This is a genomic window from Lentzea sp. NPDC004789, assembly GCF_053601075.1.
On record NZ_JBSGBE010000010.1, the window covers coordinates 63,179 to 78,584 of the forward strand.

Below are 15,406 nucleotides of genomic sequence, written 5' to 3' on the forward strand. Positions count from 1 at the left end.
GCAGCGGAGGTGGTCAGACCGCGGACCAGCCGTTGTCGACCGGGAGGACGACGCCGGTGATGTTCGAGGCGGCGTCCGAGGCGAGGAAGACGATGGCGTTCGCCTGCTCCTCGGCCTCGGCGGCCCGGCCGATGTTCGCCAGGTACCTGCCGACGACCTGCGGTCCGTGCCCGGCGGGGTCGGGCGTGACGGAGATGCCGGTCTTCGTCGCGCCGGGAGCGATGGCGTTGGCGCGGACACCGGAATCGCGGTACATCGCCGCGACCGAGCGCGTGAGTCCGATGAGGCCGGTCTTCGACGCCGTGTAGGCGGCGCCGGCCGCACTGCCGCGCAGTGCCGCTTCCGAGGCTGTGTAGACGATGGCGCCCTTGCCCTTGGCGAGCAGGTGCGGCAACGCGGCGCGGGTGAGCCGGAACGGCGCGGTCAGGTTGACGCCGATCACGCGCTCCCACTCCGCGTCCGTGACGTCCGCCGCCGCGGTCATCGAGTCCATGATCCCGGCGTTGCACACCAGGACGTCCAGGCCGCCGAACGCGCCCACGGCCGCCGCGACCACCTCGTCGGCCACGGCGGGATCGGTCAGGTCGCCCGCCGCGGTCACCGCCGTGCCACCGGCCGCGGTGATCTCCTCGGTGACGGCCTTGGCGGCGTCGCCGTTGACGTCGGCCACCACCACTTTCGCGCCCGCCTGGGCGAACTGGAGGGCTGCGGCCCTCCCGATTCCCGATCCGGCTCCGGTGACGATGACGCTGCGGCCGTCCAGGTTGCTGTGTGAGGTCATAGATGCACCGTACAACTTTTTGGCAGTGAGTGCCACAATGTCAGATGAAGACAAAAAGTAGGATGTGGCGAGACCCCGGACGGAGGTGGCATGCCCGCACATGAGCGGATCGGCGCGTCAGGCAGGACCGGACGACCGCCGTTGACCGAACGGCGCAAGGCGGAGACCAGGCTGGAGGTGGCGCGCGCGGCCGTGCGCCTGTTCCTGGCCAAGGGCATCGCGGACACCTCGGCCGAGGACATCGCGGCGGAGGCGGGCATCTCCGCGCGCACGCTGTGGCGCTACTTCCCGAACAAGGAGAGCTGCGTCATGCCGCTGCTGACCAGGGGAATCGAGCAGACGGCGGCCCAGCTGCGGTCGTGGCGCCACGGCCAGGACGTGTCCGACCTCGTCGGCATGCTCACCGCCGGGCACGTCCAGCAGCCGGAGGAGACGGCGGCGATGCTGAACCTGGTCCGGCTGACCCGGACCGAACCGGGCCTGCGCGCGGTCTGGCTGGAGGCGCACCGGGAGGCCGAGCCCGCATTCGCCGATGCGCTCGCCCACCGCGCCGGCCTGTCAGAACCCGACCTCACCACCGCCATCCAGGCGGCCATGATCAACGGCGCGCTGCGGGTCGCCGTGGAGCACTACGCGTGCGACGCGGACACCCGGGAATCCCTCGGCTCGGCGACCGCGGCCGCCCTGCTGATCGCCGCGCGGGGCCTCCCGGCGTAGCTCACGGGTTGCGGAAGATGCTGGTGCACGCGCGGTCGAAGCGCCGCGCCGCCAGGTCCGCGCGCGGCATAACCCAGTGGACCGGTTCGCCCGACTGCTCCCGCGCGGCTGCCACGGCCCAGGGCACGGCACCGGCGACGGGGTCGTGGTCGATGGCCTCCTCGTCGGCGTGATGCAACGAAGATCTGACGGATCTCACAGCTCGGCCACCGGCACCGGCTTGCCCAGGTGGAAACCCTGTGCCTGGTCGCACCCGAGCACCCGCAGGATCTCCATCTGCTCCACCCGCTCCACCCCCTCGGCGATCACGGTCAGGTCGACCGCGTGCGCCATGGCGATGATGCTCGTGACGATCGCCTCGGCCTCGTCGGAGGCGCCCAGTCCCGCGGTGAAGGAACGGTCGATCTTGAGCGTGTCCAGCGGCAGGGTGAGCAGCTGGGCGAGCGATGAGTGGCCGGTGCCGAAGTCGTCGATCGCGAGCCCCACGCCCAGGTCGCGCAACGCCGCGAGGGTGCGCGCGGCGAGGGCCGGGTCGCGCATGAGGGCGCTTTCGGTGATCTCCAGGCACAACGAGCTCGGGGCGAGGCCGGCCTTGTGGGTGGCGTTGCGGACGGCGGACACGAGCCACGGGTCGTCGAGCTGGCGGGCCGACAGGTTCACGGTCAGCCGCAGGTCCGGTGCGTGCGCGGCGATCTCACGGGTGGCGGTGTGCAGCATGTGCGCGCCGACGATGTTGATCAGGTCGCTTTCCTCGGCGAGCGTGATGAACTCGCTCGGCAGGATGTGGCCGTAGCGGGGATGCGTCCAGCGCAGCAGGCCCTCGACGGCCGTGCGCTGATCCGTGCGGAGGTCGACGATCGGCTGGTAGGCGAGCCACAGCTGGCCGCCCAGCGGTGCCGTGCGCAGGTCCTGCTCCAGCTGCAGCCGGCGCTGGATGCGTTCGCGCAGCTCGACGTCGAAGAACGCGATGCGGCCGCGGCCCCTGGTCTTGGCCTGGTACATCGCGAGGTCGGCGTCGCGGAGCAGGTCGGCGCCGTCGCGGGGGTCGCCGGGCTCGGCGATCACGATGCCCACGCTCGCGTCGACGTGGAGCTGCCGGCCCCGCACTGGGATCGGCCTGGTGAGCTCTGCGCGGATGTGGTCGGCGAGCGCCGTCGCCTCCTCCGCGTCGGCCACCCCGTAGGCGATGACGGTGAACTCGTCGCCGCCGAGCCTGCCCACGACGTCACCGCGGCGGGTGCTGCGGCTCAGCCGTGCGCCGACGACGCGCAGCACCTCGTCGCCGGTGCTGTGGCCCAGCGAGTCGTTGATGACCTTGAACTTGTCCAGGTCGATGAACAGCACCGCGGTGAGCCCCGACCGGTGCGTCCGAGCGGCCGGGCTGAGCCGGTTGATGGTCACCGTGCGGTTGCACAGGCCGGTCAGCGCGTCGTGCGTCGCGTCGTGCTCCAGCCGGCTGTCGATCATGCGCCGCTCGGTGATGTCGGTGAACGACACGACCGTCGCCGACGGCAGCTTCCCGTCCGGCGTGAGGGCGCGGGCGCTCAACGACAACCAGACCCGGCTGCCGTCCGGCCGGCGCGCGCCGACGATCCGCCCGTGCTGCGGCCGGCCCGTGGTCCTCGTGATCGCCGACGGGAACTGCGCGTGCGGAAGCGGCTGGCCGGCCTCGTCGTGCAGGTTCGTCAGCGACGTCGGCTTGCCGATCACGTCTCGCGCGCGCACGCCGAGGATCCGCTCGGCCGCCGGGTTGACCGACTCGACGAGGCCTGTCGCGCCGACGACGAGCACGCCCTCCTCGATCGCGGCGACCACCGCGGTGAAGTGGTGCTCGGCGCGCCTGCGCGCGGTCTCGTCCGCGCAGATCAGCACGTACCCGCCGGCCATCGGGGCGACCGACACCCGCACCACCAGGGCTTCGCCGTCGGACCTGCGGTGCTCCGCCTGCACCACCCCGCCCGCCTCCAGCGCCGCCGCCGGGTCCAGCGGCGCCCCCACGACCCGGCCGATGGGCTGCCCGATCGCCTCGGCCGCGCGGCGGCGGTAGATGTGTTCGGCGCTGGGGTTCCAGCTCGTCACGACACCGTCGGACGTGGTCGCGATGAGCGCGTCGCTGACGTGCGCGACGAGCGCCGCCTGGTACGACAGCGCCGCCGCGGACGCCTTCTGCTCGGTGACGTCCCGCATGATCACCTGGAACGCCGGTCTGCCTTCCCACGTCGTGCGCACGGAGACCGACTCGATGTCGGTGGTGCCGCCGTCGAACCGGACCAGCACGGCGTCCGCCGGGTCGCTCGCCGCGCCCGGCTCGGTCAGCTTCGCGATCCGCTGCAACATGTCCTGCTGCGAGTCGGGGTGCACGAAGTCGGTGATCGGCCGCCCGAGGAGATCCGCGTCGGAACCGGCACGCACGAACCGGACCGCCGCCGCGTTCGCGTACACGAGCCGGCCTGCCTCGTGCACCACGATCGCGTCGGGCGAGAGCTCGACCAGCAGCCGGTAGCGGTCGGCGAGGTCCGCCAGCTCCTGCTGTTGCGCGTGCCGGCGCGTCACGTCCGCGACGACGCCGACGAGCGCCGGCGCGGAACCGCGGGTCGAGACACGGGCGCTGAACTGCAGCCAGCGCAGCCCGGCCGGGGTCTGCAGGGGCTGCTCCAGCTCGAAGTCCTGCCACGTCGCCGTCGCCCTGGCGGCCACGGTCAGCGGCGCGGTCAGTTCGGCCAGCCGGGCCCGCACGGCGTCGGCGTCCGCACCGGGCAGGCCGATCACCGCGTCGAGGCCCGGCATCCAGCCGAGCCGGTCCGTGCCGAGGTCCAGCCACCACACGACGGCGGCGCCGACCGCGAGCACGAGATCCGCCACCACGTCGTGGTCGAACTCGGCGTCGCCGATCAGTTCGCTCACGTCGCGGCCCCCAGAACCGACGTTTCCTCGTATTCGCGGTGGCGTTGCCATCGTGAATACCTACTACACACTGGACCAGAGCCGCATCCGTCTGGCGTGAACATGATGTGCCGTTATATCCCGTGGCCGGGTCCGCCGAGTGATCAGGGGCCAGCTCCAATGTCCATTGTAGACAGATCTTTTCTCCACCGGGGGTGGTTGAGCCAGTTACGCTGAAGGCGAGGTGTCGGCCCTCGGTGTGGGGGAGCTGCATATGGTCGGGCGGGGTGTGGGTATCTGCGGAATCGGCGTGGTGAGCGCGTACGGGTGGCGCCGCGAGTCGCTCTGGGAGGGTCTGGTGAGCGGCAAGCCCGCCGCCGTGGTCGTCCCCGAGCTGGGCAGTTTCCCCGGTGACACCGTCTGGGCGGCCTGTGTCGGGGAGGGCGGTGATCCGGCGGACGGACCGAGCAGGTTCGCGCAGGCGATGCGCGCCGCGGCCAGAGAGGCCATTGAGGACGCGGGCACCCGCGGCTGGTTGCCGGGTCGCCGGGTCGGCCTTTTGCACGCGGTCGTGCTGGGCGAAGTGGACCTGTGGCGCGACTTCTACGTCACCCGCGGCGGAAAACTGCCGGTGCACGACTACCTCGCGCTGATGCCGTCCACGCCGATGTCGACGTTCATGCAGGAATACGGTTTCCACGGTCCCGCGATGAACGTTTCGGCGATGTGCGCGTCCGGCAATGCCGGCCTGATCACGGCAAAAGCCTGGCTGGACGCGGGAATCGTCGACGACGTCGTGTTCGTCGCGACGGATCTTTCCCTCACGCTGGAGAACATCGCCCACTTCGTCCGGCTCGGCGTCGCGGTCGTCGACGCCGAGCCGCTCGACGCCTGCCGTCCGTTCCAGCAGGGCAGCAGAGGTTTCGTGATGGGGGAGGCGTCCGTGGCGTTCGTCCTTTCGCGCCGTGCGACGCATCCGTACGCAGTCACGCTCGGCGGCGCGATGTCGCACGACGCCTACCACGTGACGTCGATCGACCCGCGGCTCGACCAGATCATGGCGTGCTTCACCGACGCCTTGGACAACGCCGCGGTGAGCGCCGCCGACGTGCGCTACTTCAACGCGCACGGCCCCGGCACCGCGCAGTGTGACGCCGCCGAGGCGGCCGTGCTGGAGCAGCTGTTCGGTTCGGACACCGCGATCTACTCGGTGAAGCCGCTGACCGCCCACTGCCAGGGCGCGGCGTCGGCGATCGAGGTGGCGGTGACCGCGATGGCCTACGACCGCGGCGTGATCCCGGCCCCGCCGGTGGTCGCGGCCGGGCATCCGGGACTGCTCGACGGGCTCACCCCGGTCGGCGACGGCGTGACGATCAAGTCGTCGCTCGGCATGGGCGGCCACAACTCGGCGGTCGTGCTGGCACCGCCGGCGTGACGCCGGGCCGCTACCAGGGGAACGCGGCCTTGAGGGCGGCCGAGACGGGTGCGAGGCCGGTGACGAGAAGGTCGAGCTCGGCGGGGCTCAGGACGCGGTACGGCGCCTCCGCGAGCCGGTCGGTGAGCCCCTCGACGCGTTCCTTCGCGGCCCGGCCCTCGGCGGTGAGCCAGCCGTCGGCCCCGACCAGGCCTCGGGCGCGCATGCCGTCGATGACCGCGTTGAGCTGCGCGGCAGGCAGGTGGTGCACCCGGCCGAACTCGTGCGCGGGCAGGTCGGTGGACAGGGCGTGCAGCACGTGGGCCTCCGTGCCGCCGATGCCCTCGGCCATCAACGCGACGGTGTGGCCGTCACCGCGGTGCTCGCGGAGCAGGGTCGCCGCGTGCCACAACCGCGCCACGGGTTCCTCCGGCACCGCAACCGCGCGGAGGGCGGCGAAGAGAGCGCGCCCCTCGACCGGCGCACTGGTCGCCGCGCGCAGCAGGAGCTCCCCGGCGGGCGCGACGACGGGGTCGTCGGCGAGCTCGCCGAGGATCCGCCGCATCCCCGCGACGCAGCCCCGTTCGCGGGCTTCCAGCGCCGCCTCCGGCGTGGTCAGGTCCCAGATCTTCGGCAGGTGGCGCGCCACCTCGCCGGGCGCGAAGTTGTAGAACACGGCGTGGACCACCTCGGCCGGCACCGTCGGCCCGAACGGCGCCGCCCGGCCGGCGAAGTAGGCGTCCCACGGGTTGCGCAGGCCGAGCGCCATCAGGGCCTCGTCCGACTCGTCGGCGATGAAGGGCACCATGCCGATCGGCTCGATCAGGTCGAACATGCGGCGGGCGACGGGTTCCTGGTGCGACATCTGATCCCCTGTGGTCATGGCCCTCGGTGCGGGCCGCTCACCCACTCCACGAACGGCACGCACCGGATCCGACAGCGTCCCGTGCTCGATTTGCAGAATTTCGCCCGCTGCCAGCGGCTGACAGCGGGCTGTGCGCGTGCTGCCAGCGGCCGGGCGCATGGTTCTCCCGACACAGGGAGGAACGATGTCGCTGGCGATCAGGGCTGAAGGCCTGGTCAAGCACTACGGGGAGACGAAAGCCCTGGACGGGGTGGACCTCGAGGTGCCGGAGGGGAAGGTCGTGGGCGTGCTCGGGCCGAACGGCGCGGGCAAGACCACGGCGGTGCGGGTGCTGGCGACGCTGTTGCGCCCGGACGCGGGACACGCCACGGTCGGGGGACATGACGTGGTGAAGGACCCGAGGGCCGTGCGGTCGTTGATCGGGCTGACCGGGCAGTACGCGAGCGTGGACGAGGACCTGTCGGGGACGGAGAACCTCGTGCTGCTCGCGCGGCTGCTCGACTTCAGCCGCACGGGGGCGCGGGCACGGGCGGCCGAGCTGCTGGAGCAGTTCGAGCTGACCGACGCCGCGGGGCGGGCCGCCAAGACGTACTCAGGGGGTATGCGTCGGCGGCTCGACCTCGCGGCGAGCCTGGTCGGCAACCCGTCCGTGCTCTACCTGGACGAGCCGACCACCGGGCTCGACCCGCACGCCCGCAACGAGGTGTGGGCCGTGGTCCGCAAGCTCGTCGCGAACGGCGTGACGGTGCTGCTCACGACGCAGTACCTGGAGGAGGCCGACCAGCTCGCGGACACGATCACGGTGTTCGACCACGGCCGCGTGGTGGCCGAGGGACGGCCGGACGAGCTGAAGCGGCGCGTGGGCGGGCAGACGCTGCAGGTGCGGCCGACGTCGTTGCGCGATCTCGACGCGGTGCAACGGATTCTCGGCGACCTCACCGGCGTGCGGCCGAACCGGGACGACGACACCGGCCTGCTGACCGCGCCGGTCAGTGACCCGGTGCTGCTGTCCACGCTGGTCCGCAAGCTCGACGAGGCCGGGATCACCGCGGACGAGCTGGCGCTGCGGCTGCCGTCGCTCGACGAGGTGTTCCTGTCGCTGACCGGCAAGCGCGAGCCCGAGAGGAGCCTGGCATGACCGCCATCGCGTTCGACAGGGGTGTGCGGCACGGGCTCTCGCTCGGCTGGCGCGGCATTCTGAAGATCCGCAAGAACCCGGAGCAGCTCGCGGACGTGACGATCGCGCCGATCGTGTTCCTGGTGATGTTCACGTACCTCTTCGGCGGCGCGCTGGCGGGCAGCACCGACAGCTACCTGCAGATGCTCGTGCCGGGGATCATGGTGATGAACATCCTGCAGGCCAGCATGACTGCGGGCGTGCAGCTCAACACCGACGTGTCCAAGGGTGTGTTCGACCGGTTCCGCGCCATGCCGATCGCGCGGTCCGCGCCGCTGATCGGGGCGGTGCTCGCGGACATCGTGCGGTACGTGGTGTGCATCGTGGTGCTGCTGGTCGTCGCCGCGGTGATGGGCTTCCGGGTGCAGACCGGCCCGGTGGAGCTGCTCGTCGCGGCCGGTCTGACGATCGTGTTCGGGCTGTGCTTCTGCTGGGCGTCGGTGTTCGTGGGCATGCTGCTCAAGACGCCGCAGGCCGTGCAGGGCATCATGTTCGTGCTGATCATGCCGTTGACGTTCGGCAGCAACGTGTTCGTCGGCACCTCGACGATGCCGGGCTGGCTGAAGGCGTGGGCGGACATCAGTCCGGTCACGTTGATGGCGGACGCGTTGCGCGGGCTGCTCAACGGCGGTCCGATCGCCGGGCCGCTCACCGGTTCGCTGGTCTGGATGGTCGCGGCGGTCGCGGTGTTCTTCCCGCTGGCCACCTGGGCCTACCGCAAGCGGGTCTGAGCCCGAGGGGCGGGCGTCAGCCGCTGCCGACGCCCGCCTCCGCGCGGATCTCCCGCAGCGCCTCGGCCTTCGTGAGCGCGAGGGGTTCCGGTTCACCGATCTCGGCGACCAGCCGGCGCACGTCCGGGTCGCCGAGATCGAGCCGTCCGCGGATCCTCTGCGCCAGGGCGAGCACCCGTGCGGCCACCTCGTCGCGACCCTGCCGGTGCCGCACGATGGCGAGCAGTTCGGTCACCGACGCCAGGTCCGGCATGTCGCCGCGGTCCGACGTCGTCTCGATCGCGATCGCCACGCAGGCCTCGGCCTCGTCCGGCCTGCCCTCCGCGACCGCGAGCCGGCCGTCGAGGTTCGCCGACCACTCCCGGACGAACGGGGCCAGCACGGCCGAGCTGCCGGCGGACCGCTTCAACCGCGTGCTCTGGGCGCGTGCCTCCGCCAGCCGCCCCGACCGCAGCCAGACCTCGGCCTTCGCGTAGCCGATCATGACCGACAGCTGGTCGTTGCCGATGTCGTTGACGTACTTCTCGGCCTCGGCGACTTCGCGCGCCGCGGTCTCGTGGTCGCCGAGCCGGGCGTACTCGACCGCGAGCCGCCATCGTTGCTGCACCGCGTCGTCGGCGGAGCGCAGCTCCTGCGCCACCGCGAGACCCTTCCGGTACAGCGCGATGGCGCCCTCGTTGTCGCCGGTCTGGGAGACCAACGCGGCCTTCATGCCGAGCGTCATCGCCGAACCCCACCGGTCGCCGACCGCCGCGAACTGGTCGTACGCCCGGTCACGCGCCACTTCGGCGCCGTCGAGATCGCCTTCGTCGACCAGGATGAAGCTCAGGGCCCAGTCCGCCGCCGCCCGCGCCCACGCGTCGTCGCTCGCCGCCGCCCGCGCCACCTCCCGGCGGGCCATCTCGTGGTTCTGGCTGAGGAACGCGAGCATCGGCAACGCGATCGCCAGCGCCGGGTACTTGCTCGTGGCGCCGGTGCGCACGCAGTCGTCGATGACCGTCGCGGCCAGCTTCGTCTCCGGCAGGTTGGGGATGGCGGTCATGATGAGCTGCATCGCCCGGAACGTGGCGGCCAGGTCCTCCGGCAACGGCAGCTCGTCGCCCAGGGCGAGGACCTCGCGCACCGACAGCTGCGCGCGTTCGTTGTCCCCCTTGACCAGCCAGTACCAGAAGGCGCCGCCGAGCAGGTCGGCCGCCAGCTCCACGTCGCGGTCGTCGACCGCGCCGCGCAACGCGGCGACGACGTTGTCCTGCTCGGCCTCGAACATCGCGATCGCCTCGAGCTGGCGGGCGGTGCGGGTGAGCGGCTCCCACGTCACGGTCAGGTCCCGGTAGTACCGCCGGAACCGGCCGAGGATCTCGGTCTTCTCGCCGGACGCGTCGAGCTGCTCGTCCGCGAACACCCGGATCGTCTCCAGCATCCGGTACCGCGGCTCGCCTTCGAGCTCGAAAACGTCCACAATGGACTTCTCGACGAGTGACGTGAGCACGTACAGCGCGTCGTCGTGGCAGACGTGCTCGATCGCGGCCAGGTCGGCGCCGGCCGGGAACACCGACAACCGGCGGGCGAGCTGCCGTTCCTCATCGGTCAGCAGGTCCCAGCTCCACTCGACGACCGCGCGCAACGTCCGCTGGCGGGGCAGCGCCGTGCGGCTGCCCGAGGTCAGCAGCCGGAACCTGTCGTCCAGCCGCTGGGTGATCTGCCGGATCGTCATCGACCGCAACCGCGCGGCCGCCAGCTCCAGCGCGAGCGGCATGCCGTCGAGCCGGCGGCAGATCTGCTTCACGTCATCCACAGTGGACTCGTCCAGCTCGAACCCCGGCCGCACGGCACTCGCCCGGTCCAGGAACAGCCGCACCGCGCCGAACCCGCCGATGTCGGCCTGCCCGTTGGGCACCGCGAGCGGCCCGACCGGGCACAGCGACTCGCCGTCGATCGCGAGAGGCTCCCGGCTGGTCGCGACGATGCGCAGGTTCGGCACCCGCCGCAGCAGGTCGGCGGCGAACTCGGCGGCCCCGCTGATCAGGTGCTCGCAGTTGTCCAGCACCAGCAACGACTCGCCCGCGCCCAGCACCTCCGCGATCCGGTCCATGCCCTCGGCCCGCCGCCGCAGCGGTTCCCCGACGAACGTCACGTCGAACGCGCTGAGCACCGCGCCGGCCAGGTCCTCCTGGGCGCGCACGCCGGCCAGCGCGGCGAACCAGACGCGTCCCTTGGCGTGCAACGGATGCCGTGCCGCGGTCTCGGTGGCGAGGCGCGTCTTGCCCGCGCCGCCCGGCCCCACCAGCGTCACGAGCCGGGCCTGGCCGAGCTGCGCGGCGATCTGGGCGAGCTCCTCGTCGCGCCCGACGAAGCTGGTGAGCCGCACCGGCAACCGGTCGACCGCGGCGCGCGGCTTCAGCTCACCGCGCAGCGCCGCGAGGTGCACGTCCTGCAGCTCCTGCGACGGGTCGACGCCCAGTTCGTCCGCGAGCCGCCCGCGAACCTCCTCGTACACGCGCAACGCGTCGGACTGCCTGCCCTGCGCGCACAACGCCCGCATCAGCAGCCCTGCCGTGCGCTCCCGCAACGGGTGCTTCTCGTGCACCGCCGTCAACGCGGCGACGTCGAGCTCACCGGTCGCGAACCGCTCCTCCTCTGCGGCGAGCCGGGCCTCGTCGAGCCGCACGACCGCCGCCGCGGCGAACGGCGCCTCGCGCACGTCGGCCAGCGCCTCACCACGCCACAACGCGAGCGCCTCGTCCAGCCGACCGGCCGCGCGCAGCCGGTCGAACCGGAAGACGTCGACGTCCTCCCGCGCGACCGCGAGCCGGTACCCGCCGGGCTCCAACGTGACGTCCGGGCACACCTTGCGCAGCCGCGACACGAGCGACTGCAAGGCGTTCGAGGCGTCCGCGGGCGGCTGCTCACCCCACAGGTCGTCGATCAGCGTCGTCGTCGGCACCGGCCGGCCGGGGTCGAGCGCGAGCCGGGCCAGGAGCATGCGGACGCGGGCACCACCGATGTCGACCGGTGTGCCGTCATCGGCCTCGACCGCCGTCGGGCCCAGCAATGCCACGCGCACACCTCCAGCTTTCCAGACGCGCTCGGGGACGCTGCGCCGAACCGATCATCTGGTCGCGTCGCGACCCTGGGCGCCGGCCAATGCCAGCTGATCAAGGAATTCCATTTGTATTTTCTATCCGCACGTGCCGGTGCGGGTCCGAATGGGTGATGCGGGGAATTCGTCGAAGCTCGCCGTAACGCTCGGCGACAACTGCTCGATCACATTGACGCCTAGGGCAGAGGTAAAAGCTGTCGAGTGCTACCGGGTGCTCGGTCGGCTGGTCGCCGTGAAATGGACAAAGGAATGTTCACGACGGCCTGAACTGCTTTGTTCCGGCAGAAGTGGACATCGTTCGAGAGATTTTCGGACAAATAGAGGACGAAGGTCCTCGCCGTCGTGGTTCGACGCATCGCCGTGCAGTGTGGAGAGGATGAGCCGTGCCCGGAGAAAGCCTGAACGTTCTGCCACGGCGCAGTTCTTGTCGTGGCTGCTCGGCTCCGGCGGAAATCGATGACCGGTTCTGCGGGAACTGCGGGCTGCCGACCGGTCTCGCGCCGGCGGCGAGCGCGCCGCAGCAGGGAGCCCCGGTGCCGGTGGCTCGGCAGCAGCCGGGCAGGGGGCCGGACATCGGCGAGATGACCCGGCTGGCGGGTACGGCCGGGCAGACACATCTGGCGGCGATGCTCTCGACGTCAGCGCGCATGTGCGCGGCGTGCGGTGCCGACTACACCCAGGACGAATCATGTGCCCAGTGCGGCAGCGCGCGTGATCTGCTCGCCATGCCGCCACAGGATCCGATCGGCCTGCTGTACGAGTACCGGAGCATGCTGCGCAAGCGCCGCGCCATGCGGATCGGGACGAGCGAGACGGGGCCGCTCTTCCTCCTGCACGACGGCAAGATCGAGCAGCGCGATCCGGGTTCGCTGAAGCCCGTGCCGATCCCGCTCGCTCCTGACAGCGGCGAGTGGCTCAGCCCGGCTGCGGCGGTGCTGCGTCTCGCACTCGCCGCGGGGTCGCGCGAGGTGAACCTGCCGTGGGCGTCCCAGACCCTGTTCGACCACGCCTTCGGGCACGCGCGGTCGCATCCCGGCGCCGGACGCCGGCTCGCGTTGGACGCCGTGCGGCTCGGCCACGTGGATCTGGTGGTCCACTGCGGACTCGGCGAGTCCGAGCAGTCCTGGCTGCGGCTCATCGCGGCGGCGCGGCGAGGTGACGTCCCGGACGTCGTCGAGGCGGCGGTGGCGTTGCCCGTGGACCGGTATCGGCAGAAGGTCGCGGTTCTCGCGGTGTTCGCGGGTCAGTTGCGCCGCGTGCGCGGTGCGGCCGAACGGCTGGCGCCTGCCCTGGCCGCCTTCGCACCGAGCGAACCGTTGGCCTGCCTCGTCCAACGAGCGGTGGGCATCGTCGCCTGCACTCCGGCGCAACGGCGTGCGGACGTCGTGTTGCTGGCCGGACTGGTCGACGCGCCCCCACCCCTCCTCGCTCTCGCCTCCGCGGCGTTGACGGAGATCCAGCCTGAGGACGCGCGGCTGCTCGGGGCGCGCGGCCGGGTGGCGGCCGTGCACGGCTCGCCCAGGGCCGTGGAAGAGCTGGTCGTCGGCAGCGATCTCGACGCGGCACCGCTCGCGGTCGTGGACGGACTGGTCGACGCGGGAGTCCTGACCTCGCACCAGATCCGTGCACTGCGCCGGGAACCGGGCGAACTCGTCTACCTGCTGGCGCGGACCAGTCCGGAGGAGTTGACGGACGACCAGGTCGTCCAAGTCGACCACGCCGACGAACGGGTCCGCCGCGCGCACGAACGCGGTGTGGCCGACGCAGGGGAGCAGGCACCGCAAAGCGCGATGTCCCGGCATCTGCACGTGCTGGACGACCTCACGCACAACCGCCTTGACGACGTACGGCTGGGTGACGTGCTTCCCGAGCACGCCGACACCGCCGGGCGGCTGGCCACCGGACTGCGCCGGGCCGGCGAGTCCGGAGATCCGATCGACGCGCTGGACGAGGTGGTGCTGGCCGACCGCACGACGTGGCAGCCGCTGGCGAACGTGCTCGGTGCGGGTGCGGGTGCGGTGGTGCGTGGTGAGGCGGTCCGCCGGCGGTTCCCGGCGTTCGCGGACTGGCTGTCCCTGGTCGCGGCTCGGGAACGGTTGTTCGTCGCGGACTGGACGGGTGCGGCGCAGGAGGCCCGCGACTGCCTCGCCCACGCCACCGATGAGGCGGTGCGGGACGAAGCGCACAACCTGCTCGCGTGTGCACTGCACCACTTGGGGCAGCACGGTGCGGCGCTCGCCGAGCTGGAGACCGCGATCGAGGGTGAGTACTCGGTCTCGTTGCTGGCCAACATCGCTGTCGTCGCGGCACATCTCGACCGCGAGCTCGCGGCCCGGCACCTGAGCCGGGTGGTGCGCGAAGCGCCCTCCCAGGTGATGCGGGCGAACGCCGCGATGCGGGCGCTGCGGATGTGGCAGGGCGACGGTTCGAAGAACTGGGAAGGCGAGGACCTCGCCGCGGACAAGCTGCCGTCGATGTTGCGCGAGCCGCTGCGCACGATCATCACACAGCCGATCGGGCTCGACGAGTTCCGCGAGGTCGCCGGTGTGCTGGCCCGTTTCGACGCCGAGTGGCTGCGGGCCCCGCAGAGCCTGGCCGCCTCACCGCACCGCGACTCGCTCGAAGCGTCGTTCTACCGCGCCAGGGCGAGCGAGCAGATGTACACCGCGATCGTCGACGTGCTCGCCACCGTCACCGACTGGGACTCCGCACCGGAATGGATCAGGCAGGAACGTGACGATCTGGTGCAGCAGACCAAGGAATACCTGCTCGAGCACATCGACGACCCCGACAACGTCGCCGGTGTGGTCGCACTCGCACTCGCTCAGCGACTGCACGGTGTGAGCCGGTTCGACCAGGTCTGCCTCCTGCTGCTGGGGGTCGCGACGCTGACGTACCACGTGACGCACCGGGAGGAGGAGATCGCGAACTCCCTGGTCGACGCCTACACGGCCGCAACGCGGTCAGCCCCCGGGCTGCCGGCCGAGGACCAGGAAAAGGTGTCCTCCCTTCTGGATCTCGCGCAGCGGCGCATCGCGTTCAACCTCTACAAGGCGCGGTCCCGTGAGGTCCAGGAGCGCATCGACAACTACAACGCCGCACTCGACCTGCTCGATCGGGCGCAGATGGGCAGCAACGCGTGGTTCCTCGCCCGGCACGAGGTGGCCGAGACGGTCGAGATGTGCACGAGGGTCCGTGACCAGCTGACGCCGTGGCTGCGCGCGGCGAACCACGAGGACGTGCGCAGCCTGCTGATGGATCTGCTCGACCACGTGCGAGAACTCGAAACCAAGGCCCGCCGGGTGCTGGGCAACTGAGGAGTGCCGGCTGTGGACAGTCCCAATCCCTACCTGCTGCTCGGCGTCGACTACGGCGCGGACGCCGCGACGGCCCGCCGGTCGTTCGCCCGTGCGGCCAGGCGGATCCGCCGCGCCGGTGGCGACGCCGCGGTCAGCATCGAAGACCTCAACCGCGCTCTGCACGAGATCCAGCAGCGCGACGACGACCCGGCCGACGCGGTGGACCAGTTCCGCGTGCCGGCCAACCCCGGCGTCTTTCAGCCTGGGCGGACCGGCATGTTCGCACCCGCCCCACGACCGCTCGCACGCAGGACCGAGGTGGGCGAGTCCGATGTGGACGTCGTCGAGGGATGGCTGGCCGACGACCTCTGGGAGCTGTTGGGCGCGGTCACGCCCCGGCTGACCCGGTTCGACGACGGATATCCGCGGTAGGAGAGGA

General features: G+C 71.5%; 11 protein-coding genes. 6 read left to right on the forward strand and 5 right to left on the reverse strand.

The window, feature by feature from the left end; genetic code table 11:
• Positions 1 to 13: 13 nt before the first annotated feature.
• Positions 14 to 781, reverse strand: coding sequence for an SDR family NAD(P)-dependent oxidoreductase (locus ACWEIJ_RS23185; protein ID WP_449839296.1), 768 nt, complete (start codon positions 779 to 781; stop codon positions 14 to 16).
• A 90-nt stretch (positions 782 to 871) separates the two neighbouring features.
• On the opposite strand from ACWEIJ_RS23185, the gene ACWEIJ_RS23190 reads away from it, so the two are divergent.
• Positions 872 to 1,498 carry a TetR/AcrR family transcriptional regulator gene (locus ACWEIJ_RS23190; RefSeq protein WP_449839297.1) on the forward strand — a complete coding sequence of 209 codons (627 nt, stop codon included), beginning with the start codon at positions 872 to 874 and terminating at the stop codon, positions 1,496 to 1,498.
• Position 1,499: 1 nt separating this feature from the next.
• Here the strand turns inward: ACWEIJ_RS23190 and ACWEIJ_RS23195 are convergent, their stop codons facing one another.
• On the reverse strand, positions 1,500 to 1,697 hold the full coding sequence (locus ACWEIJ_RS23195; RefSeq protein WP_449839298.1) for a hypothetical protein: 198 nt from the start codon (positions 1,695 to 1,697) through the stop codon (positions 1,500 to 1,502).
• Positions 1,694 to 4,453, reverse strand: coding sequence for a sensor domain-containing protein (locus ACWEIJ_RS23200; RefSeq protein WP_449839299.1), 2,760 nt, complete (start codon positions 4,451 to 4,453; stop codon positions 1,694 to 1,696). The genes ACWEIJ_RS23195 and ACWEIJ_RS23200 overlap by 4 nt, the downstream gene beginning before the upstream one ends.
• A gap of 202 nt (positions 4,454 to 4,655) precedes the next feature.
• Here ACWEIJ_RS23200 and ACWEIJ_RS23205 point away from each other — a divergent pair, with 202 nt between their 5' ends.
• Positions 4,656 to 5,816, forward strand: coding sequence for a beta-ketoacyl synthase N-terminal-like domain-containing protein (locus ACWEIJ_RS23205; protein ID WP_449839528.1), 1,161 nt, complete (start codon positions 4,656 to 4,658; stop codon positions 5,814 to 5,816).
• Positions 5,817 to 5,826: 10 nt separating this feature from the next.
• On the opposite strand, the gene ACWEIJ_RS23210 is transcribed toward ACWEIJ_RS23205, so the two are convergent.
• On the reverse strand, positions 5,827 to 6,660 hold the full coding sequence (locus tag ACWEIJ_RS23210; protein ID WP_449839529.1) for an SCO6745 family protein: 834 nt from the start codon (positions 6,658 to 6,660) through the stop codon (positions 5,827 to 5,829).
• A 184-nt stretch (positions 6,661 to 6,844) separates the two neighbouring features.
• On the opposite strand from ACWEIJ_RS23210, the gene ACWEIJ_RS23215 reads away from it, so the two are divergent.
• Both ACWEIJ_RS23215 and ACWEIJ_RS23220 read left to right on the forward strand, forming a co-directional pair.
• Positions 6,845 to 7,798, forward strand: a complete 954-nt coding sequence (locus ACWEIJ_RS23215; RefSeq protein WP_449839300.1) for an ATP-binding cassette domain-containing protein — start codon at positions 6,845 to 6,847, stop codon at positions 7,796 to 7,798.
• On the forward strand, positions 7,795 to 8,568 hold the full coding sequence (locus tag ACWEIJ_RS23220; protein ID WP_449839301.1) for an ABC transporter permease: 774 nt from the start codon (positions 7,795 to 7,797) through the stop codon (positions 8,566 to 8,568). Before ACWEIJ_RS23215 ends, ACWEIJ_RS23220 begins: the two co-directional genes overlap by 4 nt.
• Positions 8,569 to 8,584: 16 nt before the next feature.
• On the opposite strand, the gene ACWEIJ_RS23225 is transcribed toward ACWEIJ_RS23220, so the two are convergent.
• The gene (locus ACWEIJ_RS23225) at positions 8,585 to 11,626 is read right to left on the reverse strand and encodes a BTAD domain-containing putative transcriptional regulator (protein WP_449839302.1); all 3,042 of its coding nucleotides are present in this window, start codon (positions 11,624 to 11,626) and stop codon (positions 8,585 to 8,587) included.
• 575 nt (positions 11,627 to 12,201) lie between these two features.
• On the opposite strand from ACWEIJ_RS23225, the gene ACWEIJ_RS23230 reads away from it, so the two are divergent.
• Both ACWEIJ_RS23230 and ACWEIJ_RS23235 read left to right on the forward strand, forming a co-directional pair.
• The gene (locus ACWEIJ_RS23230) at positions 12,202 to 14,985 is read left to right on the forward strand and encodes a hypothetical protein (protein ID WP_449839303.1); all 2,784 of its coding nucleotides are present in this window, start codon (positions 12,202 to 12,204) and stop codon (positions 14,983 to 14,985) included.
• A gap of 12 nt (positions 14,986 to 14,997) precedes the next feature.
• On the forward strand, positions 14,998 to 15,399 hold the full coding sequence (locus tag ACWEIJ_RS23235; RefSeq protein ID WP_449839304.1) for a hypothetical protein: 402 nt from the start codon (positions 14,998 to 15,000) through the stop codon (positions 15,397 to 15,399).
• The last annotated feature ends 7 nt before the right edge of the window (positions 15,400 to 15,406 follow it).